This is a genomic window from Hymenobacter sp. 15J16-1T3B, from assembly GCF_020711235.1.
Taxonomy (GTDB): Bacteria; Bacteroidota; Bacteroidia; order Cytophagales; family Hymenobacteraceae; genus Solirubrum.
In genome coordinates this window covers 86,060-109,113 of the sequence record NZ_JAJFAV010000010.1, presented here as the reverse complement: position 1 = coordinate 109,113, position 23,054 = coordinate 86,060, and the positions used below count along the sequence as shown (strand labels likewise).

Annotated in this window: 18 protein-coding genes; 4 read left to right on the top strand and 14 right to left on the bottom strand. The window is 66.0% G+C overall.

The annotated features are described in order from the left end of the window. Window positions 1–13 precede the first annotated feature (13 nt). From LJ737_RS17220 to alaS, 12 genes are all read right to left on the bottom strand, one after another. The gene (locus tag LJ737_RS17220; protein WP_227767969.1) at window positions 14–1,576 is read right to left on the bottom strand and encodes a hypothetical protein; all 1,563 of its coding nucleotides are present in this window, start codon (window positions 1,574–1,576) and stop codon (window positions 14–16) included. Window positions 1,577–1,739: 163 nt separating this feature from the next. Further along, complete coding sequence (locus LJ737_RS17215; RefSeq protein WP_227767966.1) at window positions 1,740–2,894, bottom strand: TlpA disulfide reductase family protein; 1,155 nt, start codon at window positions 2,892–2,894, stop codon at window positions 1,740–1,742. Between the two features lie 173 nt (window positions 2,895–3,067). Next, complete coding sequence (locus LJ737_RS17210; RefSeq protein WP_227767964.1) at window positions 3,068–4,102, bottom strand: TlpA family protein disulfide reductase; 1,035 nt, start codon at window positions 4,100–4,102, stop codon at window positions 3,068–3,070. Window positions 4,103–4,355: 253 nt separating this feature from the next. Then, complete coding sequence (locus tag LJ737_RS17205; protein WP_227767962.1) at window positions 4,356–5,480, bottom strand: TlpA disulfide reductase family protein; 1,125 nt, start codon at window positions 5,478–5,480, stop codon at window positions 4,356–4,358. A gap of 176 nt (window positions 5,481–5,656) precedes the next feature. Beyond that, window positions 5,657–6,769, bottom strand: coding sequence for a TlpA disulfide reductase family protein (locus LJ737_RS17200; RefSeq protein WP_227767961.1), 1,113 nt, complete (start codon window positions 6,767–6,769; stop codon window positions 5,657–5,659). Between the two features lie 91 nt (window positions 6,770–6,860). Next, window positions 6,861–8,321 carry an Asp-tRNA(Asn)/Glu-tRNA(Gln) amidotransferase subunit GatB gene (gene gatB / locus LJ737_RS17195; RefSeq protein ID WP_227767959.1) on the bottom strand — a complete coding sequence of 487 codons (1,461 nt, stop codon included), beginning with the start codon at window positions 8,319–8,321 and terminating at the stop codon, window positions 6,861–6,863. Between the two features lie 194 nt (window positions 8,322–8,515). Then, window positions 8,516–9,355 carry an energy transducer TonB family protein gene (locus LJ737_RS17190; protein ID WP_227767958.1) on the bottom strand — a complete coding sequence of 280 codons (840 nt, stop codon included), beginning with the start codon at window positions 9,353–9,355 and terminating at the stop codon, window positions 8,516–8,518. 49 nt (window positions 9,356–9,404) lie between these two features. Next, window positions 9,405–10,238 (bottom strand): toxin-antitoxin system YwqK family antitoxin, encoded by an 834-nt coding sequence (locus tag LJ737_RS17185; protein ID WP_227767956.1) that lies wholly within the window; start codon window positions 10,236–10,238, stop codon window positions 9,405–9,407. A 103-nt stretch (window positions 10,239–10,341) separates the two neighbouring features. Further along, the gene (locus tag LJ737_RS17180; protein WP_227767954.1) at window positions 10,342–11,295 is read right to left on the bottom strand and encodes an SPFH domain-containing protein; all 954 of its coding nucleotides are present in this window, start codon (window positions 11,293–11,295) and stop codon (window positions 10,342–10,344) included. 82 nt (window positions 11,296–11,377) lie between these two features. Beyond that, window positions 11,378–12,139 (bottom strand): DUF5995 family protein, encoded by a 762-nt coding sequence (locus LJ737_RS17175; protein WP_227767951.1) that lies wholly within the window; start codon window positions 12,137–12,139, stop codon window positions 11,378–11,380. A 225-nt stretch (window positions 12,140–12,364) separates the two neighbouring features. Beyond that, window positions 12,365–13,159, bottom strand: a complete 795-nt coding sequence (locus LJ737_RS17170) for an energy transducer TonB (protein ID WP_227767950.1) — start codon at window positions 13,157–13,159, stop codon at window positions 12,365–12,367. Window positions 13,160–13,308: 149 nt separating this feature from the next. Beyond that, entirely contained in the window at window positions 13,309–15,993 is a 2,685-nt protein-coding gene (gene alaS / locus LJ737_RS17165; RefSeq protein WP_227767947.1) for an alanine--tRNA ligase, read from the bottom strand. Window positions 15,994–16,255: 262 nt separating this feature from the next. On the opposite strand from alaS, the gene LJ737_RS17160 reads away from it, so the two are divergent. From LJ737_RS17160 to LJ737_RS17145, 4 genes are all read left to right on the top strand, one after another. Further along, window positions 16,256–16,627 (top strand): MerR family transcriptional regulator, encoded by a 372-nt coding sequence (locus LJ737_RS17160; protein ID WP_227767946.1) that lies wholly within the window; start codon window positions 16,256–16,258, stop codon window positions 16,625–16,627. A 302-nt stretch (window positions 16,628–16,929) separates the two neighbouring features. Beyond that, a complete protein-coding gene (gene dprA / locus LJ737_RS17155) occupies window positions 16,930–18,084 on the top strand; it encodes a DNA-processing protein DprA (RefSeq protein WP_227767944.1) in 1,155 nt (384 codons plus the stop codon). Between the two features lie 90 nt (window positions 18,085–18,174). Further along, window positions 18,175–20,673 (top strand): T9SS type A sorting domain-containing protein, encoded by a 2,499-nt coding sequence (locus tag LJ737_RS17150; protein WP_227767943.1) that lies wholly within the window; start codon window positions 18,175–18,177, stop codon window positions 20,671–20,673. Window positions 20,674–20,766: 93 nt separating this feature from the next. Continuing rightward, window positions 20,767–21,591: an aminotransferase class IV gene (locus LJ737_RS17145; RefSeq protein ID WP_227767941.1), complete on the top strand. Its 825-nt coding sequence runs from the start codon at window positions 20,767–20,769 to the stop codon at window positions 21,589–21,591. Here LJ737_RS17145 and LJ737_RS17140 read toward each other — a convergent pair. Beyond that, entirely contained in the window at window positions 21,588–21,890 is a 303-nt protein-coding gene (locus LJ737_RS17140; RefSeq protein WP_227767939.1) for a hypothetical protein, read from the bottom strand. The genes LJ737_RS17145 and LJ737_RS17140 overlap by 4 nt on opposite strands. Window positions 21,891–22,184: 294 nt before the next feature. Next, window positions 22,185–22,979 carry a thymidylate synthase gene (locus LJ737_RS17135; protein ID WP_227767937.1) on the bottom strand — a complete coding sequence of 265 codons (795 nt, stop codon included), beginning with the start codon at window positions 22,977–22,979 and terminating at the stop codon, window positions 22,185–22,187. Window positions 22,980–23,054 lie beyond the last annotated feature (75 nt).

Below are 23,054 nucleotides of genomic sequence, written 5' to 3'. Positions count from 1 at the left end.
AAGCTTGTGCCGACTAATACGCGGCGATGCGCTTCAAATCGGGGTTGGTGGGCTCGTAGGTCAGGCCTTTGTGGGCGTAGGCTTTGGCCCCGGCCTTGTCGTTGGCCTTGCCCGCCGCAATGCTGGCCGCCAGGTAAATCGTGGCCACCAGTTGGGTTTCAATGGTGGCGTCCTTGCGGGCGTAAGCCTGCTCAAAGGCAGAGAGGTACTTTTTGCCCTCCGTGCGCTTGTTGCTCACAAAGGCGTCGTAGGCGGCGCGGCCGTAGCTGTAGAGGTAGGCCTGCCGCATCGGGGGCGTGTTGCGCAGGAACGGGTAGTCGACGTTGTACTTGTCGAGGCGCTGCAGCAGGCCCACGGAGTTGCGGTGCACGTTGATTTCGTCCTGCACGACGGCCGAAATCAGGCCTTGCAGCTCGGGGCTGACCTGGTTGTAGCGGTAGGCCTGCAGCAGCAGCGGGAAGGCATCTTGGTTGTGCTGCTGCAAAGCCAGCATGCGCCCGCGCTGCATGTAGTACACATAGGACAGCGAGTTGCGGGTGGCCGAGTCGGCGACGCTGCTCATGAACGTGCCGTACACGCCCCGGTAGGTGGCCGTGTCGCCACGCTCGAGCAGAAACTTCTGGGTCATCACCTTGAAGTTGTTCACGCACTCGTCGCGGTACTTGGTGGCGGGCTGCCGGGCGTAAAACTCGGTCAGCAGCTGCACGTCCTCTAGCTTGTTGTAGCTGTTGCCCTCCAGGCGCGCGGCCAGGCTTTGGGTGAGCAGGTACTTGGTTTCGGTGGCCGGGTACAGCTTTTCGGCTTTCTGCAGGGCGTGGTAGGCTTTTTCGTCCTCGTCGGCCTGCAAGGAGAGTACGCCCAGGTTGTAGTACTGCAGCGAAATCAGCTGGGGCAGCGAAATGGTTTTGTCGGCGTGAAACTTCTGCTTGAAGATTTCCTCCACCCCGCGCTGCTGCACCTCGCTTTGGCTGACGAGCTTGCCCTCGACCAGGTACTCCACGTACGCCTTCTTGAATTTGGCGTCGGGCAGAAAGTAGCCGAAAGTGGGCGCGGTGGTTTCCACCGTGATGTTGCTGGCCTGCGGATCGGCCACCAGGTACACGTGGGTGGGCTTCTGGCGAATGGCGTACGGCAGGTGGTAGTGCTCGAAGATAAGCGCGTACAGGGCCGAGGCGCTGACGCAATTGTACACCCCGCCCTGCACGGTGCGGTCGAAGGTAGCCGCGTCCTCGTACTTGGTCAGGAAGCGTTGGTGAGCCAGATCAAAGATGCTGCGCACCTGCTTGGCCAGGGGCTTGGCCGCCAGGTTGGCTGCGTCGAGCTGGGCGTAGAAGTCGGCGAGGCGGCGCTCGGCCTGCTGCAGGTCCGCCTCGGTGCTGCCGGGGTTCACGACCAGGAGCTGCGCCAGGTATTCCCGCTCGGTGCGGGGCGTTTCGGGGGCCAGCGCCGCCTGCTCGAAGGGCGAGGCGTACGTAAGCTTGGCGCGGGCGCCGGCGGCCGGGGTTGTTTGGGCCAGTGCCGGCGCGGCGGCCAGCAGCGCCAGGGCCAACGCCGGGCAGCGTAACAGGTGGGGCATAGCGGAGGTAATGCGGGTAAGTCGGCGGCCGACTTCAGCCGCATAATTCCCGCAATTTACGCCCTCAGGACCAGTTGGCCGCGGTCGGAACGCAAAAAGCCCGCTGCGGGCAGCGGGCTTTTCGAACTACAACACAAATCAGCACGGCGCGGGCCGCAGAGCCTTACTTCAGCACGGAAGCCAGCTTAGCCGACAGGGCTTCGCCGCGCAAGTTCTTAGCAATGATGCGGCCCTGCGGGTCGAGCAGGAAGTTCATCGGAATGGACTGCACGCCGTAGGCCTGCCCGGCGGCCGACTGCCAGCCCTTCAGGTCCGACACGTGGGTCCAGGTCAGCCCGTCGGCCTGAATGGCCTTTTCCCACTTGCCCTTGTCCTGGTCGAGCGAGACGCCGTAGATGGTGAATTTTTTGCCCTTGTACTGCTCGTAGGTTTTCACCACGTTGGGGTTTTCCTGGCGGCAGGGGCCGCACCACGAGGCCCAGAAATCCAGCAGCACGTACTGCCCGCGCAGGCTGCTCAGCGGCACTACCTTGCCGGCGGGGTTGGTCAGCTGAATGTCGGGGGCCACGGTGCCGATGGCGGTTTTGCGCAGCGGCTCCAGCGTCTGCACCAAGGCTTTGGTGTAGCGCGAGTCGGGCTGGGCTTTCTTGAGCTGGGTGGCCACCGAGTCGGCAAAGCCGAAGTTTTCGTCGGCGTTGAAAATCTGGGGCGTGCCCAGGGCAAAGGCCGATACCACCGAGGTCGGGTTCTTGCGGATCAGGCTTTTCAGCGCGGCCGTGTTGCCGGCCTGGGTGGCCATGAATTTGGCTTCCAGGCGCTGCATGGAGTCTTGGCGGCCGGCCTGGGCGTTGGCCTGGTAGCGTTCCATGATGCTCTGCAACTGCCCGCTGCTGCGCTGCATCTGGCGCGTGAGCTGCTGCATCAGCTCCGAGTCCTTTGAGCCCTTGACGGTGTAGTCAGCGGCCAGCTTCTGGGCGTCGCCGCTGAGCTGCAGCTTGGTTTTGTTGTCGAGCACCAGCCACACTTCCTGCTTCTGGCCCTCCAACTTGAGCTGGTAAAGCGCGGGCTCCGAAGCGGTGCCGTTCAGGGTGAAGCGGCCCTGCGCGTCGGTGGTGGCCGAGGTGCGGGCCACAAACTGGTTGTCGGTCAGCTCGGCCAGGCTGACCTTGGTGCCGGCAGTGGCGTTGCGCAGCTGCCCGCTGATTTCGTAGCCCGCCTGCGCGGCGGCGGTGGTCGACGAGGAAGCGTCGGTGCAGGCGGTGGTGGAGACACTCAGCAGCGAGGCCACCAGAATCAGGCTGGTCATAGGGTATTTCATGAAAGCGAAAGTCGACAGCGCCGCCCCGGGGCGGCGCGCAAGCAGAACACTGCAAGTTGCCAATTTGTCGCCGAAGTTCGTGCAAAAGACGCAGCAACCGGCCGACGGGCAGTCCGCCGGGGCGCCCCCGCTCCACCGGCCGCGGGTTCTGGTCAACGCTGCCGGGCCGGCCGTTATTTTAGCAACCCGGCTACTTTGCGCGCCAGGGCCCCGCCCCGCAGGTCCTTGGCCACAATGCGGCCCTCGGGGTCGACCAGCACGCAGTAGGGCACGGCCGTTACGTTGTAGGCCTGCCCCGCCTCGCTCTGCCAGCCTTTCAGGTCGGAGGCGTGCAGCCAGGGCAGGCCGTCGGTGCGGATGGCCTTTTCCCACTTGTCCTTCGACTCGTCGAGCGACACGCTCAGGATTTCCAGGCCTTTGGGGTGGTACTGCTGGTAGAGCTTGACCAGGGCCGGGTTTTCCTCGCGGCAGGGCCCGCACCAGGAGGCCCAGAAATCCACCAGCACGTACTTGCCGCGCAGGCTGCTGAGCACCACGGGCTGGCCGCTGGGGTCGGGCAGGCGGATGTCGGGCGCCAAATCGTGCACGGCCGTGGCTTGGCGCTTGCCGCGGCGCTCGGTCAGCTCCCGCACCAGGGCCAGGTCGGGCAGGCGGCGCTGGTACTCGGCCGCCATCGAATCGACGAAGGGCTGCTGGCTTTCCTGCATGGTCAGGAAGTGGCGCACGAAGTACGCGCCGGCGTACGAGTCGGGGTGGGCGCGCAGCAGGCGCTGCAGCTGCTGCAAGCGGCCGTTGGTGGCCTTGTGCTGCTCAAACAGCAGGAAAGGAATGTCTGCGCTGCAGCGCTGCCACAGCTCCGCGTCGGGCGAGCCGCTGAGCTTGGCGCTAAGCCGCAGTTTGTCGACGGTGCCGTCGTAGCGCACGTGCGCGCCCGGGGCCAGCGGCACGCGCGTCACCGATTTGAGTCCCTGCACTTCGAAGGCGTACATGCCGGCCTCGGCCAGGCGGCCTTGCAGCACGAATTGCCCGCTGGCGTCCACCGCGGCCGAATCCAGGGCGACGTGGCGCTGGTTTTGGTACCGCGTGAGGCGGACTTTGGTGCCCGCCGGCACGCCGCGCAACTGGCCGCGCAGCTCGTAGGGCCCGGGTTCGGAGCCGCCAGCGGCCGTCAGGCAGCCCAGGGCCGCCAGTAGTACATAGGTACGCATTCGATTAAGGAATAAAAGCAGCCGCCGCGGTCGGCGGCGGCAAGACAAGAAATATTCAACAGCGCTAATCAACAACAAAACCCACCGACAGCCAAGTGCGCGGCGGGTTTTGTCAGTAGTCAAGTCCGGGGCCGGGCGCCGGACCGGCATGCCAGCCCCGGCGGACCATATGGCATTGCCGCCCGAGCCCAAGCAGCGCCGCTGCGTGCATGACGGCAATCAGCAGCCCGCTCGGCCCGGGCCCGAGCCGGGGCTAGTTCAGCAGCGCGGCCACTTTGCGCTCCAGCTCCCGGCCGCGCAGGTTTTTGGCAATGATGCGGCCCTCGGGGTCGATGAGCACGGCGGCCGGAATGGCCCGCACCCCGTAGAGCTGCCCGGCGGCCGACTGCCAGCCCTTCAGGTCCGACACCTGCGGCCAGACGAGCCCGTCGGTTTGAATGGCTTTGACCCACTTGTCGCGCTCCTGGTCGAGCGACACGCCGTAGATTTCAAAGCCTTTGCCCTTGTAGGCGTTGTAGAGCTTGACCACGTTGGGGTTTTCGGCCCGGCAGGGCCCGCACCAGGAGGCCCAAAAGTCAATCATCACGTACTTGCCGCGCAGGCTGCTCAGGGCCACCACCTTGCCGTCGGGGCCGGTGAGCTGAATGTCGGGCGCCGGGGCCCCCACCGCCGTGGCGCGCAGGCGGGCTTGGTTGGCCAGCAGGGCCTTGGTGTAGCGCGACACCGGCGCCAGCTTCTGGTACACGGCCGTGACGGAGTCGAGGAACTCGGCCTGGGCTTCCTCTCCGATCAGCTCCAGGGCCGCGAAGGGCGCCAGGTAGGTGGGCCGGCGGGCCAGGCTTTTGGCGGCGGCCAGTTGGGCGGCTTCCAAGTCCCGCCGCTCCTGGTTGAGCGCCGCGCGGGCGGCCGCGTCCTGGGTGGCGTTGTAGCGCTGCATCAGCGCCTGCATTTTCTGCAGGTTGGCCAGCCGGGCCTGCTCGAAGGCCATGAGGGCCGCGGCCTCCGGCGTGCCGCCCACGTTGCCGGTGCTGCCCAGCCGCTCGGCGTCGCCGCTGACCTCGACGTGGGCGCCCGGAGCCAGCGGCACGGCCAGCAGCTCGCGCTTCTCGGGCACGGCCACGTAGTACACGGCCGCCTCGCTCACTTTGCCGCGCACCGTGAAGCGCCCCCGGCCGTCGACGGTGCCCGAGCCGAGGACGGCCGCCGGCTCCACTTGGGTGTCGACGATGAACACCTGGCTGCCGGCCGGCAGGCTCTGCAGCGTGCCGCTGACCTCGAAGCGGGCGTCGGATTTGGCGGGCTTGTCGGCTTTCTGAGCCAGGGCGGGCGTGGTCAGCAGGGCCGCCAGGGCCAGCATGGGGTATGATTTCCGATGCATCGTAACGACAGGATACGTTTGGAGCGAAAGATACCAGTCCGCAGCACGTATTGCGTATTCCTGCGGGCCGATGAATTCGGTACCGGCGGCTCTCACCGGCCCGCAACGCATCCATTCCACCCGGTTTGGAAGAGTTGCTGCAGCTTGTCAAGTTGCCCGGCGCGGACGGGACGTTGCTACGGCATCAGCTCCGCCAGTTTCTTGGCCAGGGCCTCACCGCGCAGGTTTTTGGCAATGATGCGCCCCTCCCGATCCAGCAAAAAGGTCGTCGGATACTCCACAATATCGTAGCCGTTGGCCGCCACGCTCTGCTCGCCCGGTTCGTCGAGCACCTGCGTCCAGGTTAGGCCGTCCTGCTCAATAGCCTTGAGCCAGTCGGCCTGCTTACGGTCGGTCGACACGCTGTAGACCTCGAACCCTTTGGGGTGAAATTGGCGGTACAGCTGCACCAAGTGAGCATTTTCCTGACGGCAGGGCCCGCACCACGAGGCCCAGAAATCCAGCAGCACGTACTGCCCGCGCAGGGAACTGAGCGCCCGGCGTTGCCCCGTGGGGTCGGCCAGCACTACCGCCGGGGCCGGCTGCCCAACGGCCGTGGCGCGGCGGATGGCCTGGTATTTCAGCAAATTCTTGGTGTAAGGCGAAGCAGGCCACTGCTGCGCGTAGCGGGTCGTGGCCGAATCCACGAAGGCCATGTCGGCGCCTGCGCTGCTCAGAAAAGTGGCCACCACGTACGGCGCCAAATAGGTCGAGCTGCGCGCCACCCGCCGCGACGAGGCGCCAAAGGCGGCCATCGTGGCATCCCAGTCGCGCTGCATGCGCCGCTGGGCCGCGGTATCGGCGGTTTGCCCGCGCTGCTGCGCCAGCGCCTCGATGCGGGCCATGAGCCGCGCGTGTTCCCGGTTCATGGCCGACAGCGCCGCGGCTTCGGCCGAGCCGGTTACCTCGCCGGTGCGCCAGAGCTGGGCGGCCTCGGCGCGCAGCTGCAGGCGGCTGCCCGGCGCCAGGGCAAGGGTCGTTGTCGGCTGCTGGCCCCGCACCCGCAACACGTACACGTCCGGGGCGGGCACCGAACCCCGCAGCCGAAACCGGCCCGCAGCATCCGTAATGGCCGAATCGAGCACGGTTTGCCCGCCGCTGTGTCGGGTCAGGACCACGCGCGTGCCGGCCGGTGCTTGGCGAAGGAGCCCGCGGACCTCGTAGTTGGGCGCAGCACCCGGTTGCTGGGCCAGGGCAGGCACAGATGGTAGACCAAGCAGAACCAGGGCGGCAAGGCGGATTGCAGACATTGGCACGGGAAATAAAGGCATACAGAAAAAGAAACCCACCGATGGAGGCCCATCGGTGGGTTGAAGGTTGCACAACGGGCCACCGGACGGCTTACGCCTGCTCCAGCTTGTCGCGCAGCAGTTGGTTGGCCAGCTTGGGGTCGGCCTTGCCCTTGGTGAGCTTCATCAGCTCGCCCATGAACATGCCGGTCAACGACTTTTTGCCGGCGCGGTACTCGGCCACCTTGGCCGGGTTGGCGTCGATGACTTGCTGCACCAAGGCTTCCAGCTCGCCCGAATCGGCTTGCTGCAAGAGGCCCAGCTTGTCGGCCGCTTCGGCCGCCGGGAGCGACGGGTTATCGAGCAGGTGCGGAAACAGCTGCTGGCGGGCCACCGACGAGTTGATTTTGTTCGCGTCGAGCAGCGCGATGATGTCGGCCAGGTGCTGAGGCGTGAGCGGAAATTCGGCGATGGTGAGGGCGCGCTCGTTCAGGAAGGACTTCACCGGGCCCGACATCCAGTTGGCGGCCGCCTTGGCGTTGGGCGTCAGGCGCGTCAGCTCGTCGAAATACAGGGCAATGTCCTTCTCGGCGGTGAGCACGTTCGCGTCGTAGTCCGAGAGGCCCAGCTCGCCGGTGAAGCGGGCGTAGAGCTGCTGCGGCAGGGCCGGCAGTTCGCTCTGCACGCGGTGCAGCCAGGCGTCGTCGACGATGACCGGGGGCAGGTCGGGCTCCGGGAAGTACCGGTAGTCGTTCATCGTTTCCTTGGTGCGCTGGGCCTGCGTGGTGCCGGTGGTGGCGTCGAAGCCGCGGGTCTGGCTGATGACTTCCTCGCCGGCTTCGAGCAGGGCAATCTGCCGCTCGATTTCGTGCTCGATGGCGCGCTGCACGTTGCGGAAGGAGTTCATGTTTTTCACCTCCACCTTGGTACCGAATTTCGTGGAGCCCACCGGCATCACCGAAATGTTGGCGTCGCAGCGCAGGGAGCCTTCCTCCATGTTGCCGTCGCAGATGTCGAGGTACTGCACCAGCTTCTTGATTTCGGAGAGGTAGGCGTAGGCCTCGTCGGCGTCGCGAATGTCCGGCTCCGACACGATTTCGATGAGCGGTACGCCGGCCCGGTTCAGGTCGACCAGTGTTTCCGTCTCCCCGGCCAAGTGCATCGACTTGCCCGCGTCCTCTTCCATGTGGATGCGGGTGATGCCCACGGGTTTCACCGTGCCGTCGGCCAGGCGGATGTCGACGTGGCCCTTGGTGCAGAGCGGGGTCTTGTCCTGGGTAATCTGGTAGCCCTTGGGCAGGTCCGGGTAGAAGTAGTTTTTGCGCGCAAACAGGTTGTCGCGCGTAATCTGGCAGTTGGTGGCCAGGCCCATCTTGATGGCGTACTCCACGGCCGTGCGGTTCACGCGCGGCAGGGTGCCGGGGTGGCCCAGGGTGATGACGGAGAGGTTGGAGTTGGGCAGCGCGCCGTACTCGTTTTCATCCGCCGAATACATTTTGCTGCGGGTGAGCAGCTGCGCGTGCACTTCCAGCCCGATGACGGGCTGGTATTTCGATTTAATGCTGTCGTCCATAAGGGGAAGTAGCGACGGGCACCGCAGCGGCGCGGCCGTCGAAGCTGCAAGTTAGAAACCCCGGCGCTTTTTTGCGCGTTCCGGCCCGATTTGGGCGGCTGAGCACGGGGCCGGACGGTACCGCGCCGCGCTGCTTCGCGCATCGTGGCCGACGCCTGGACGACAATCGTGCAACGAAACGCGAAGCGGCGCGGCTATTCTTCCTTGGCCGCCACGCGCCGCGAGGGGTAGTAGAAAAAGTCACCCTCCAGCACGCTGCTTACCGGTTGGTCTTCGGCGGTGGCCGGGGCCAGGCGCGGCAGTTTGCGCACGGCTTCCAATGCGGCCGCGTTTAGCTGCGGGTCGTCGGAGGCCAGGATGCGCGCGTCCTGCACGTAGCCCAGACTGTCGACCTGAAACGCGACGTGCACCACCGCGTCGGAGGCGCGGGCGTAGGTTTTGGGCACAAACTGCGCAAACTGCTTCTGCAGGCTTTGAAACACCACGGCCTGCCCGGCGCCCTTGCCGGCCAGCTTGGCGCTGCTGCGGTAGCCGGGGCACACGTCCAGCGCTTGTCCGTCGGGCCCGAAACACTCGCTTTTGACCACGGCCCCGGCTTTGTTTTGCTGGTCGCGGCGCAGCTTGCCCGAGGCGTAATAGGTCTTCATCGGGCCGTCGGGCTTGCCGAGGCGGTAGCTCACGTCTTCGCGCAGCTGCCCGCCCGGGTACCATTCGCGCACGCGGGCGTGGGGCACCTGCCCGGGCAACTCGCCGGCGTAGCCCGCGTCGAGCAGGGGCTGGTGGCCCTGCACGGTGAAGCGCCGCACGCGCCAGCGCACCCCGAGGCTGTCGGCCCGGCGCATGATGTCGTAGGCGTAGGCGCCGTCGGCCGAGGGCAGCGGCACCAGGTTGCGGTCGAGGTAGCGCACGGCCACGCGCTGACCGTCGAGCTGGTCGAGGCGGGTTATTACTTTCACCTGCGCGGTGGCCGCACCGCTCAGCAGCAGGCCCAGGGCCGCCAGAGCGGCCGGGCGTCGAACTTGTAGAGTAGCCATGCGGGCAAGATACAACCGCCGCCCGCTCCGGCCGGGTTAAGCTTTGGGGTCAGGGCTTGCGGCGCTTGGCCACGGCCGGGCTGTAGAGCACGAATCCCTCGATGGGGTCGGGCGCGAGGCGGCCTTCCAGGCGGGCCGGCTCGAAACGCGGCAGCTGGCGGATGGCCTCCAGCACGGCCGTGTTCAGCTGCTCGTCGTCGCCGCGCAGGATGCGCGGGGCAGTGGCCCGGCCCAGCGTATCGACGTAAAACGCGAAGTAGACGATGCCCTTGCCGGGCTTGGCGTAACCGGCGGGCAGGTACTGCGGGTAGGTCTGGCTGATTTGCTGCTGCACGTCGGGGCTGCCGCTGGTGGGCTGGGCAAACGTGTGGTAGGGCGGGCACTCAGCGGGCTCCCCGGCGGCCGTGAAGCACTCGGCCCGCACGGCTTTTTGCTTGTAGTAGTCGACCAGGCGGCGGGTTTCGCCGTTGGGGTAATAGGTCTGCAACCGGCCCTCGGCCATGCCCTTGCGGTAGCTGGCCTGCTCGCGCAGCTGCCCCGAAGGGTACCACTGCCGGCTCGGGCCCTCGGGCAGGCTCCAGGGCGCCCCGCCGAAGCCGAGCACGAGCAGAGGCCGTTGGGTTTGGGCGTCGTAGCGGCGCACGCGCCAGCCGATGCCGGCGCTATCGACGCGCTGCAACACCTCGTAGCTGGCGGCCCCGTCGCCCGTGGGCAGCGGGGCCCCGGCGGCGTCGTAGTAGCGCAGGGCGGCCCGCTGGTTTTGCAGCTCGTCGAGCACGGCTACCACGGGCAGGTTGGGCGCCGGTTTCGTCTGGGCTGCGGCGGGCAGGTGGGCAAGCAAACCGGCGAGCAGCGGCAGGCAGGAGAGCAAACGTGGGCGCATAGGCAGGCAAAAAAGCGGGGTGGCAAGCCCTTTAAACGCAACGCCCGCGCTTCCGTTGGGCGGAAGCGCGGGCGCATTGGGTTTGGGGCTATTACCGTCGGGCTTAGGAGCGGCGTGCCGGGGGCGCCCCGGCGGGGCCGCCGGCCGCGGGCAGCTGCTGCATGGCCATCAGCTGCTGAATGCTTTTCTGCATGCCCTCGTTGGAGCCGTCGAGGAAAATCACGTTGCCTTTGCCCTGCTCGGCGAAGTGCTTGATGGCCTCGGTCCACATCGAGAAGTACACCAGCGAGGGGTCGAGGTTGTTTTCCGTCAGCTCCTGCACGGCGTGGGCCATGCCCTTGGTGACTTCCTCCCGGAACAGGGCCACGCCCTGCCCGCGCAGCTGGGCGGCCACTTTCTCGGCTTCGGCGGCAATCTTGATGGCGTTGCCCTCGGCTTCGGCAGCCTTGGTTTTGGTGATGAGCAGGGCCTGCCCCTCGTTTTCGGCGGCGGCGCGCAAGTTGCTCGACGCCACCACCTTGGCCATGGAGCGGATGATTTCTTCGTCGAAAGTGATGTCGTTGAGTTGCAGGTCGATGAGGTGGTAGCCCCAGCTTTCCAGCGTCGCGTCGAGCTGCTCCTTCACGTGGGCCACGATTTCGCCGCGCAGGCTGAGCACCGCCGCCTGCCGCTGCGTGGCCACGAAGGTGCGGATGCTGCCCTCTACGGTGCGCACCAGCGCCTGCATCAGGCTCATCTCATCCACGAACTTGAAGGCCACGTTCTTGATGGCTTCCTCCTCGTGGTTGAGCACCGCGTACACCAGCATGGCCTTGAAGTTCACGTTGGCTTGGTCGGAGGTAATGGCCTGGAACTGCAGCTCCAGGGAGCGGTTCTGGATGCTGATGCGCTTGTAGACGAACTCGATGAAGGGAATTTTGAAGTTCAGCCCCGGGCGCATGATGCGCTGGTACTTGCCGAAAATCGTGATGACCGCCACGGTGCCCTGCTGCACCACGACGAAGGAGAGAAACAGGAGCAGCGCCAGCAGGAGCAGCGGAATCAAAGCGAAGGTCATGCGGCCGGGAGGGGGTTGAGAGTGCGGCCGGAAAGTACGCGGTTTGCGCCGACTCCGCACCATAGCCGGCCGCGGCGCCCCTCTACACCCGCGTGGTTTCGATGAGCCGGATGGTGCGGGCCACGTCCTCGTACTCGGTCAGGCGCACCAGCCGCAGCAGCGCGCCCGCCGCCAGGCCCGGGCTGCTGATGCGCCGGCCCAGGCCGAGCACGGTGGCGTCGAGCACGCCGATGTGGGCCTGCTGCCGGGCCGGGGGCAGCCCGGCCAGCACCACCGCGTTGGCCCAGGCCGCCCGCCGCGCCGCCCCGATGCTGAAGTTGAGCACGGCCGTTTGCTGGCTGCTGGCCACGCGGCCCAGCCAGCGCATGGGCAGCCACACCTGCGCCAGGCACTGCTGCACGTCATCAAAAAGACTGCTGATGACGGCGTTGATGCGGTTGAAGTCGGCTTCGAGGGCGTGAATCTGCGGGCCGGGCGCCACGGTGGCGGCGGCCACGGCCAGGTCCAGGTTGATGTGGGTGTTGATGCCCAGCAGCAGGTGCTGCAACACAATCAGGCCCGGGTTGGGGCAGCCGTCGAAGGCGTGGCGCCAGGCGGCGGCGCAGGCGGCCTGCTGCCCGTAGGCTTGCCAGGCGCTCAGGTAGCGGCCGGCAAACACCACGTCGAGCCGCTCCATGCGCGGGCCGTCGGCGAAGGCGCCGGTGCGGATGCCCTCGGCCACGGCTTCGGTCATGCGCTTGTAGAGGGCCGCGAAGTAGCCCGCGCGGTGGCCCGTTTGCTCGCAGTGGCGCACCACCCCGTCGAGGGCCGTTACCACGTCGGCAATGGTGCGCAGGTCGGGCATATCGGGTTGCTTAGGAGGTTGCGACAAGATAGGCGGCCGGTCCGGGAAAACAACCGCGGGCCTGGCCACCCGACCAGCCTGCCGTTGCTCAGCAGCTTATCATTCTCAATAGCCTCCTATCCTACTCCGTCAGGCGCCGCTTACCCCGAACCACGGGCGCCCGGCAGGACCTGCAGGCCGCCGGCCTCGCGCTGCTTGCGCAAGGTTCAGCCGCCACCACGCCGTCTATAGGCCCAGCTGGCGCATGGCCTTGATAACGCCGGGCGCCTTGAAGGTAATGGGCACCAGCATGGGCAGGGCCGTCCGTTCCCCGTCGAGGCGGCCGGGCTCGAAGGCGGGCAGGGTGCGCACGGCCGCCAGCGCCGCCGCGTCCAGCTCAGGGCTGACGCCGCTTTTCACCCGCACGTCGGCCACGTTGCCGCGCGCCGTGACGGTGAAGGCCACCAGCACCTGCCCGTCGCCGACGTCGGTCAGGGCCTTGGGGTAAGTGAGGTGCGCCTGCAGGTAGCTGACCAGCGCGGCGTTGCCACCGGGGTAGGCCGGGTCTTGCCGAAACGGCACGTGGGGCTCCACCGGTTGCCCGTCGGGGGTGAAATACTGGCCTTTGATCAGCCGGCCGTGGTCGTAGAGGTCGTTGCGCTTCAGCTGCCCGTCGGGGTAGTAGGTGCGCAGGTAGCCGTCGATGATGTCGTCGTCGGCCTGGTAGGTCATCCGCAGCTGGCCGCCGGGGTAGTAGGTGCGCACCGGGCCCTGCTGCACGCGCCGGTCGGGGGCGGCAAAGGTGACTTCGGAGTACAGCTGGCCATCGGGAAAGTAGAGGCGGTTGACAACCGGGCTGCCGGCGCCGGCCGGCGGCACCAGCACGCGCGTGTACTGCGCCTGCGCCGGGGCCGCCGGCAGCATTTCGGCATCAAGGAAGCGCACCAGCGAATCGGGTAAGCAGCTCGGGGCCGCGGGCGCCTGGGCCCGCGCCGCCGCCGCGCCGAGCAGCCCGCCGGCCAGTAGTAATAGTAATTTCATAACCAAGCGTTTGGGCAAATGTACAACACCCGCCCCAGTCGAAAGACTGGAAGAAAAGGCCCGGCTCATCCCCAAATGCCGAACGGCGCCCCCGGAAAGTACCGGAAGCGCCGTTCGATGCAGGTTAGGCCGCGCAGCCGCGGCGGGGCTTAGCCCAGCAGCCCGCTGACCAGGCCTTCAGCTTTGCCGATGGCGGCGTCCAGCCCGACCACGTTCTTGCCGCCGGCCGTGGCGAAGAACGGCTGCCCGCCGCCGCCGCCCTGGATGTCCTTGGCCAGCTCGCGCACCAGCTGCGAGGCGTTGAGCTTGCCGCCCTTAGCCAGCTCGTCGTCGAGCATCACCGCCAGCTGGGGCTTGCCGTCCACGTCGGCACCGAGCACCAATACCAGGTTTTCGGTCACTTGGCGCAGGCCGAAGGCCAGGTTTTTGAGCGCGTCGGCGCTCCGGGCGGGCACTTTGGCGGCCAGGAAGTTCACGCCATTCAGCGGCTTCACCTGGGCGGCCAGCTGGTCTTTGAGCTGCCCGAGCTGCTGCTGCTCGGCCTGCTCCAGCTGCTTGCGCAGGGTGGCGGTTTCCTCCGAGAGCTTCTGGATGCTGGTCGTGAGGTGCTGCGGGTTGCCCAGCAGCTCCCGCACCTGAGCCAGCAGGTCCAGCTGCTCGTCCACGAACTGCTCGGCGCGCTCGGCCGTCACGGCTTCCACGCGGCGCACCCCGGCGCCCACGGCCGACTCGCTCACAATCTTGAAAAAGCCGATTTCGCCGGTGTTGGGGGCGTGAATGCCGCCGCAGAGCTCCACCGAGTACTCCGGGTCGAAGGTGATGACGCGCACCACGTCGGCGTATTTCTCGCCGAACAGGGCCGTGGCGCCGCGCTCCTTGGCCGCGGCCAGCGGCACGGCGCGCTCCTCGCCCAGCGGAATCTGCTGGCGGATGCGCTCATTGACGATGCGCTCCACTTCGCGCAGCTGCTCCTCGGTCACCTTGCTGAAGTGCGAAAAGTCGAAGCGCAGCAGCTTGTCGTTCACCAAGGAGCCGCGCTGGGCAACGTGCGTGCCGAGCACCTGGCGCAGGGCCGCGTGCATGAGGTGGGTGGCCGAGTGGTTTTTGCGAATCTGCTGGCGCCGGGCCTCGTCCACCTGAGCCGTCACCGCGGCGTCGATGTCCTGGGGCAAGTCCAGCGTGTAGTGCACGATCAAGTCGTTTTCCTTCTTCGTGTCGATGACGCGCACCTTGGAGAGCGGGGTGAGCAGGTAGCCCGTGTCGCCCACTTGCCCGCCCGACTCGGCGTAGAACGGCGTCTGGTCGAGCACCAGCTGGTACTCGGTCTTGCCCTTCTGCGTCACGGCGCGGTAGCGCAGGATGCGGGCCTCGGCGGTGGTGGCGTCGTAGCCCACGAAGCGCGGCTGCTCCTGCGAAGGCTCCACGATGGTCCAGTCGCTCTGCTCCTGCTCGGAGGCGTTGCGCGAGCGGGCCTTCTGCTGCTCCAGCTCCTTCTTGAACTCGTCTTCGCTCACCGTCAGCCCCTTTTCGCGGGCCAGCAGGGCGGTCAAATCGAAGGGAAAGCCAAAGGTATCGGACAGCTCGAAGGCCGACTTGCCGTCGACGTGGCCGCCGTTCTGGCGGAAGCCCTCTTCCAGGGCGTCGAAGCGGCGCAGGCCGTTTTCGAGGGTGCGCAGGAAGGCAATTTCCTCCTCCTCAATCACGCGGGTGACGAACTTCTCCTGCTGCTTCAGCTCGGGGAAAATGTCCTTCATGTGGTCGGCCAGCACGGGTACCACCTTGTAGAGGAAGGGCTGCTTCTGGCCCAGGGACGAGAAGGCGTAGCGCACGGCCCGGCGCAGGATGCGGCGGATGACGTAGCCGGCCTTCACGTTCGAGGGCAGCTGCCCGTCGGCAATGGTGAAGGCGATGGTGCGGATGTGGTCGGCAATGACGCGCACCGCAATGTCGGTTTTCTCGTGTTCGGTGGTCGGCTGGTCGTTCACGGTGGCCGGGGCCGTGCCGTGGTACTCCACGCCGGCCTCCTTGGCAATGAACTGAATCAGCGGCTGGAACACGTCCGTGTCGTAGTTCGACTTCACGCCCGACACGGCCATCATCAGGCGCTCAAAGCCCATGCCGGTGTCCACGTTCTGCTGGGGCAGCTTGACGAGCGACTTGTCGGCGCGGCGCTCAAACTCCATGAACACGTTGTTCCAGATTTCGACCACCTGCGGGTGGTCGGCATTCACCAGCTCGGCGCCGGGCTTCTGGGCCCGCTCCTCCTCGCTGCGAAGGTCCACGTGGATTTCGGTGCAGGGGCCGCAGGGACCGGTGTCGCCCATTTCCCAGAAGTTGTCCTTCTTGTTGCCGGGCAGGATGCGGTCCTCGGTGGTGTATTTGCGCCACAGCTCCTGCGTCTCGGTGTCGGGGCCGAGGTTGTCGCCCTTGTCGCCCTCGAAGTAGGTCACGTAGAGGCGGTCCTTGGGCAGCTTGAACACGTCCGTCAGCAGCTCCCAGGCCCAGGCAATGGCGTCGGTTTTGAAGTAGTCGCCGAACGACCAGTTGCCGAGCATTTCGAACATGGTGTGGTGGTAGGTGTCGTAGCCTACCTCTTCCAGGTCGTTGTGCTTCCCGCTCACGCGCAGGCACTTCTGCGTGTCGGCAATGCGCTTGTAGGGGGCGGGCTTGTTGCCCAGGAAGTAATCCTTAAACGGGGCCATGCCCGAGTTGATGAACATCAGCGTCGGGTCGTCCTTCACCACGATGGGCGCCGAGGGCACGATGTGGTGGCCCTTGGAGGCGAAGAAGTCGAGAAACTGCTGACGAACTTGGGAAGCGGATGGAAGCGACATGAGCGGCTGCAAACGCGAAAGGCTTCGCGCAGGGTTGAAGTATTCGTTTGGAACAGCGGCGCGGCCGGAAAAATTGGCCGCCGCCGGTTTTTGGCTATTTTTCGGCTTCGGAAGCCGCCGCAGCGGCCCCGGAAACGCCTTCCGGCAAAGGTAGTTTGGAGAACTGAGAAAAGAGAAGTCAGAACCGAGACCTGTTCCGGCCGTCCTTTTCTCCCGCTTCCCTCCCGCTCGCCTCTCACTTCTAAGGTCTCACCGCTACCCCATGCCCTACAAAGAGCGCGACATCGAGAAGCAATACTACACCATCGGCGAAGTGGCCGCGCAGTTCGACGTGGCCCCGTCGCTGATTCGCTTCTGGGAAACCGAGTTCGACGACCTGAAGCCGCGCAAGAGCAAAAAGGGCAACCGCCTCTACTCCCCGCAGGACATCGAAATCTTCCGCACCATCTACCACTTGGTGAAGGAGCGCGGCTACACCATTCCCGGCGCCCGCGACATCATGAAGCAGCGCGGCCCCCAGCTCAAGGAAAAAGTCGACGTGATTCACTCCCTGGAAAAGGTGCGCAACTTCCTGGTGCAGCTGCGCAAGGAGCTGGACGTAGCGGGCAAGCAGCAGCCGGGCGGCGGGGCATGAGCACTTGGCGGGCCAGACTAGCGGCGTTTGGTCTGACGCTGCTGACGGATGCCGCAGTGCTCTTTCTACCCTTTCGGGCGGGCCTGGCGCACTACAGCCGCAACGATGACACCGCCAGCACTAGCGCTGCCGCCGCTATCCTGTTTCCTTAGCTGCTCGGCGCGATACTACTACGCTGGCACCGGCGCAACGGTCTGCGCCGGACCTGGGCGCTTGGTATTTCGCTCGGGGTGTTTCCGCTTCTGTTTCTGGCCGCTATCTTACTGACCGGACTCATTGCTTTTTAACCCAGTTTATCCCCCGTGTCCCTATTTTCACCCGCTGCGCACGCGCAGCCCACTGCCCCCGATTCCACCGCTTCCCTCCTATCCGAAGTTGCCCTAACCCTGCTGCCCGGCATCGGGCCGCTGGTCACCCGCCAGCTTATCGGTTACCTCGGCTCGGCCCAGAACGTGCTCAACGCCGGCCCCAACCAGCTGCTGAAAGTGCCCGGCGTGGGCCCCGCACTGGTGAACGTGCTGCGCAACAGCACCGCGGCCCTGCGCCAAGCCGAACAGGTGCTGCGCCGGGCCGAGCAAGACGGCGCCCGCCTGCTCTACTACACCCGCCCCGACTACCCCGCCCGCTTGCGCCCCGTGCCCGACGCGCCGGTGCTGCTTTATTACCAGGGCCCGGCCGAGCTGAACAACGCCCGCACCTTGGCCGTGGTGGGCACCCGCCAAGCCACCGACTACGGCCGCGAGCAAACCGAAAAGCTCATCAAGGGCGTAGCGCCCTACCAGCCGCTCGTCGTCAGCGGCCTGGCCTACGGCATCGACATCGTGGCGCACCGGGCCGCCCTGCAGGAAGGGCTGCCCACCGTGGCCGTCATGGCCACCGGGCTGGATTCGATTTACCCCCACGCCCACCGGCGCACGGCCGAAAAAATGCTGGAGCAGGGCGGCGGCCTGCTCACCGAATTCACCTTCGGCACCCCGCCCGACAAGTACAACTTCCCCGCCCGCAACCGCATCATTGCCGGACTCACCGACGCCACGGTGGTGGTCGAAGCGGCCAAGAAAGGCGGCGCCCTCATCACCGCCGAGCTGGCCCTGGACTACAACCGCGAGGTGCTGGCCGTGCCCGGCCGGCTGGATCAGCCCGCGTCGGAGGGCTGCAACCAGCTGATTCGCAACCAGCAGGCGCGCATTTACACCGGGCCGGAGGACATCGAGCAGGCCCTGAATTGGGACGCCGCCCTGCAGCCGGCGGCCGTGCCGGCGGGCCTGAACCCGGCCGACTTCACGCCCGGGGAATTCGCCTTGCTCGAAATCCTGCAGGCGTGCAAAGAAAAGCAGATCGACGAGCTAAGCTGGCAGGCGCAACTGCCCATCAACCAAGTCTCGACCTTGCTGCTGGGGCTGGAGTTTCGGGGCGTGGTGCGGGCCTTGCCGGGCAAGAAATTCGCGCTGGTGTAGGACTATTCCGGAGCTGTTGGACAAGCTTTTTGCCGTAACTTCCCACCCGTTTTTCCTTTTCTTCTTTATCCTTCTTCTAGCAGACTGTTTATGAAAACAGCTCGACTCGTTGTGGTAGCGAGCTTGCTGGCCCTGGTGGGCCTGCCGGCCGCCGCCCAGACCCTCGACCCTACTTTCACCTCGCTGAATGCCTACGCCCCCGGCACGGTGTACGCGGCCGTGGAGCAGCCCGACGGCAAGCGCATCATCAACGGTGCCTTTTTGCGCATCAACGGCGGCTCCGTTGCTTCGCGGTTGGTGCGCCTTAACGCGGACGGTAGCCTCGACAACACGTTTTTGCAGAACGTGGGCGCGGCCACGGCCGTGCAACGCATGCACCTGCTCAGCAACGGGCAGGTGTTGCTGGTCGGCTTCGGCGGCTCCGCCACGACGGCGGGCGGCGTATCGCGCAGCGGCGGCCTGCTGCGCCTGAACGCCGACGGCACCGGCGACGCCAGCTTCGATGCCGGCTCGGGCCCGACCAGCCAACTTTACAGCGTTACCTACCTCGACGACGCGGCGGTGCTGCCCAGCGGCAAAGTGGTGGCCGTGGGCCCCTTCGACCACTTCAACGGCGCCGCGACGAACAACATCGTGGGGCTGAATGCCAACGGCTCGCTGGATACGAGCTTCAACCCCGGCACCGGCGCCAACGACGAAATACTGACCGTGGTAGCCCTGCCCTCGGGCAAATTGCTGATCGGCGGCTACTTCACCAGCTACAACGGGTTCAACTGCGACGGCCTGGCCCGCCTTAACGCCGACGGCAGCTTCGACACGAGCTTTACCGCCACCACCAACGGTGGGGTCGAAAACATCACGGTGCAGCCCGACGGCAAAATCTTGCTGGCGGGCCAGTTTTACCCCACTACCAGCACTACCACCACCCTCATTCGCCTAAACGCCAACGGCACCCCCGATAACACCTTTGCCCAGCCGACCCAGGCCTATTTTCCTGGCTCTTTTTACGGCGACGCCATGCACGTGCAGGCTGATGGCAAGATTGTAGTAATCGGCGGCAGCGGCAGCAGCCCGTACCTGACGCGCCTCAACCCCAACGGCACCATTGACGCCACTTACCAGGTGGGCACCGGGCCGAACGCCTCGCCCTACTCGCTCACCGCGCTGGCCAGCGGCGGCACGCTGGTGGCGGGCAATTTCAGCGACTTCAACGGCACGCCCGACCGCACCCTGATTCAGCTCAGCAGCGCCGGCGCCGTCGACGCAGCGTTCCAGCCGAAAATTCAAACCAACGCCGGTATTTACGCCGCGGTACGCCAAGCGGACGGTAAGTACGTGGTCGGAGGTACGTTCACCGAAATCAACGGGCAGCCGGCCCGGCGCTTGGCCCGCATCAATACCGACGGCTCGCTGGACCAACAGTACGGGTACAACTCGGGGGGCCTGGGCACCGCCGTCAACGACATCGTGCTGCAAAACGGGTCGGCCGTGGTGGCTACCGGCACGCAAGTGCTGCGCTTCCAAAGCACCGGCGCAATCGACAACACCTTCGCACCAACCGCATTCAGCGGCCCGGTGAGCCGCCTGGTGCTGCAGCCGGACGGCCGCTTGTTGGCCGGCGGCAGTTTTTCTTTCTACAGCAACCGCTCGGTGGCCGGGCTGGTGCGCCTCGACGGCGCCGGAAACTACGATGCGTCGTTTGCCCCGGTCACCACCGGCGCCAACGCCATCAGCCAGTTTCACAATATGGCGCTGCAACCGGATGGCAAGCTGCTGGTAGAGGCGTACGCCCGCACGACCAGCACGGCGACGTCGCGCGTCATGCGCCTGCTGGCCAACGGCACCGTTGACGCCAGCTTTACCGCGCTGACCCTCACCAACCCGAGCGGGAGCAACTCGTCGACTTACCGCACCTACGCCCTGGCGCTGCAGCCCGACGGCAAGATCCTGCTGGGTGGCGCCTTCGGCGCGGTGGGCGGCACGCCCCGCGCCAACCTGGCCCGCCTGAACGCCGACGGCACCATCGATACCGGCTTTACGCCCGCGGCCCTCACCGGCACGGTCTTCAGCCTGGCCGTGCAGCCCAACAACCGCCTGCTGGTCGGCGGTGCTTTCACCAGCACGGCGGGCCTGCCCGCCAACCTGGCCCGCCTGAACGCCGATGGCACGGCCGACGCCAGCTTCGCCGCTACCACCGTGCCCAACAGCAGCGTGCGCAGCCTGCTGGTGCAAACCGACGGGGCCGTGGTAATTGGTGGCTTCTTCAACGCCCTGAGCGGGCAGTCGGCCCACGCCCTGGCCCGCATTACGGCCCCGAACGTACTGCACGCCGCCCTGCCCCAGGCCGTGGCCGACCGCACCCAGGCCTGGCCGGTGCCGGCCCGCACCACCCTGCACGTCAGCCTCGACCCTGCGGCCCGCGCCCAGTCCTTGGAGCTGCTCGATATTCTGGGCCGCCCGGTGCGCCGCCAAGCGCTGTCCGCCGCCCCCGACGCCACGTTGTCGGTGGAAGGGCTGCCGGCCGGCCAGTACCTGCTGCGCGTGCACTACGCCCAGGGCACGGTGGCGCGCCGCGTCAGCGTGCAGTAACGCCCTAACGGACGCCTAGTTGCAAAAGGACGAGCCCGGTGGGCTCGTCCTTTTTTTGCGGCTTGTGAAGTAGCTGGCCTAATTTGCCGGTCTATGTCCCTGGTTTTGCTTGATGGCGCGCTGCTTCCGGCCGCTGACCTGGCTCTGCCGCTGCCCAACCGCGGCCTGCAGTTCAACGACGGTTTTTTTGAAACGCTGGTGCTCGTGGCGGGGCGCCTACGTTACGCCGCCGACCACGCCGCCCGCATGCGCTGGGCCGCCACGGCCCTGCACCTAGCCTTGCCCGCGGCGCTGAACACGCCCTCGGGCCTGGAACGCACCCTGCAGCAGCTGGCCGAAGCCAACGGGCTGACGGCCGCGTGCCGACTGCGCTTGCAGTTCTGGCGGGCGGGCGGGGGGCTCTACGCCCCCGCCACAGGCGCGGTGCACTGGTTGCTAACGGCCGCCCCGTTCGAACCCGGGCCGGCCACGGCCGCACGGGCGGCGTTTGCCACCAGCCTGCGGACCCATTTTTCGCCGGTGTCCTTCTGCAAAGGTCCGTATTCCCTGCACTACGTGCTGGCCGCGCAGGAACGCGCGGCCCGGGGCTTCGACGAGTTGCTGCTGCTCGACGCCCAGGGGCACGTGGCGGAGGCCGTAGCGGCCGCCGTGTTTTGGTTGCAGGACGGTGTGCTCTTCACGCCCGCGCTGGAAAGCGGCTGCGTGGCGGGCGTGCGGCGGGCTCATTTGTTACGGGTGGCGCAGCAGCGCAGCGTGCCGTGCCAGGTCGGGCTGTTTCCGGCCGAAGCGCTCCTGCGGGCCGAAGCCGTCTTCACCGCCAACGTCGCCGGGATTCGGCCGCTGGCCAGCCTCGAGGCCACGCCGCTGACGACGGAGCACCCGTTGCTGGAGGCGCTGCGGCGTTGGGAAGCGGCTTAGGCCGCGGAAGCGCGCGGGCGGCGGCGCATGCGCAACCAATCGGCTTGAAATTCAGCCAGATCAGCTTCAGTCACGTCATTCACGGCCAAAATATCGGCGCGGGGCTGCCGGCCCAGTTCCAGGGCGTACAAGGCAATCAGAACCCGGTGACGGCGGGGCAAAGGGGTGTGGTCGGTAAGCAGGTGGGTGGAGGTGCGATTCACGGCGGTAACAGAGTCTGCGCCGTTTGATTGAATTCTGGCGGGCAGGTTTAAATTTCCCGGTACAAAGATCGAGCCTTTTTCTGAAGTCCGCACCATATTCCCGTGATTTACGCTCCGCAATTTATCCTACAACGTATATCCGGCCCCAAATGATGCAGTCATCACATAAAAATGTGATTACCCAAGACAAAAACCACTCACTCGCACGTCTAATAGAGATTTTATTGTTGCATGATAGGCCGTTTCTTAGACAGCTCACAGATTACCCTTCTATTCAATAGCCTCAACGATATCAGCATAGTACCAATAAAAAGAATCAGCCCCCGAACTCCGGAATCAGAACCGGACGGGGGCTGAGATGGGATAAAAGCCGGTAAACTCGGCCGTAGCTTACACCGCTACCGGGGCTTTGATAGCGGGCCAGGGGTCGTAGTTTTCCAGCTTGAAATCATTGAATTCAAAGCCGAACAGGTCGGTGACGGCGGGGTTCAGCCGCATCTGCGGCAGCGGCAGCGGTGCGCGCGTGAGCTGCAGGCGGGCTTGCTCCAAATGGTTGCTGTAGAGGTGGGTGTCGCCGCCCGTCCAGATGAATTCTCCCGGCTGCAGGCCCGTGACCTGGGCCACCATCAGCGTGAGCAGGGCGTAGGACGCAATGTTGAAGGGCACGCCCAGGAATACGTCGGCGGAGCGCTGGTAGAGCTGGCATGAGAGCTTGCCGTCGGCTACGTAGAACTGAAACAGGGCGTGGCAGGGCATCAGGGCCATTTGATCGAGCTCGGCCACGTTCCAGGCCGACACGAGGATGCGCCGCGAATCGGGGGAGCGGCGCAGCTGATCGAGCACCTGCTGCAGCTGATCGACGTGGCCGCCGCGGCCGTCGGGCCAGCTGCGCCATTGCTTGCCGTAGACCGGGCCCAACTCGCCCTGAGCGTCGGCCCATTCGTCCCAGATGCTCACGCCGTGCTCCTTGAGGTAGCGGGTGTTGGTATCGCCGCGCAGAAACCAGAGCAGCTCGTAGATGATGCTCTTCAGGTGCACTTTCTTGGTGGTGACCAGCGGAAAGCCCTGCTGCAGATCGAAGCGCATCTGGTGGCCAAAAATGGAGAGCGTGCCCGTGCCCGTGCGGTCGGTTTTGCGGGTGCCGTGGTCGAGGATGTGCTGAACGAGGTCGAGGTATTGCTGCATGGCGGCGGAAGCGGATTGGGATAGGTGGCAAAAGTAGGAAAGCCGCCCGGGACGCGGGCGGCTTTTTGGTTGAAT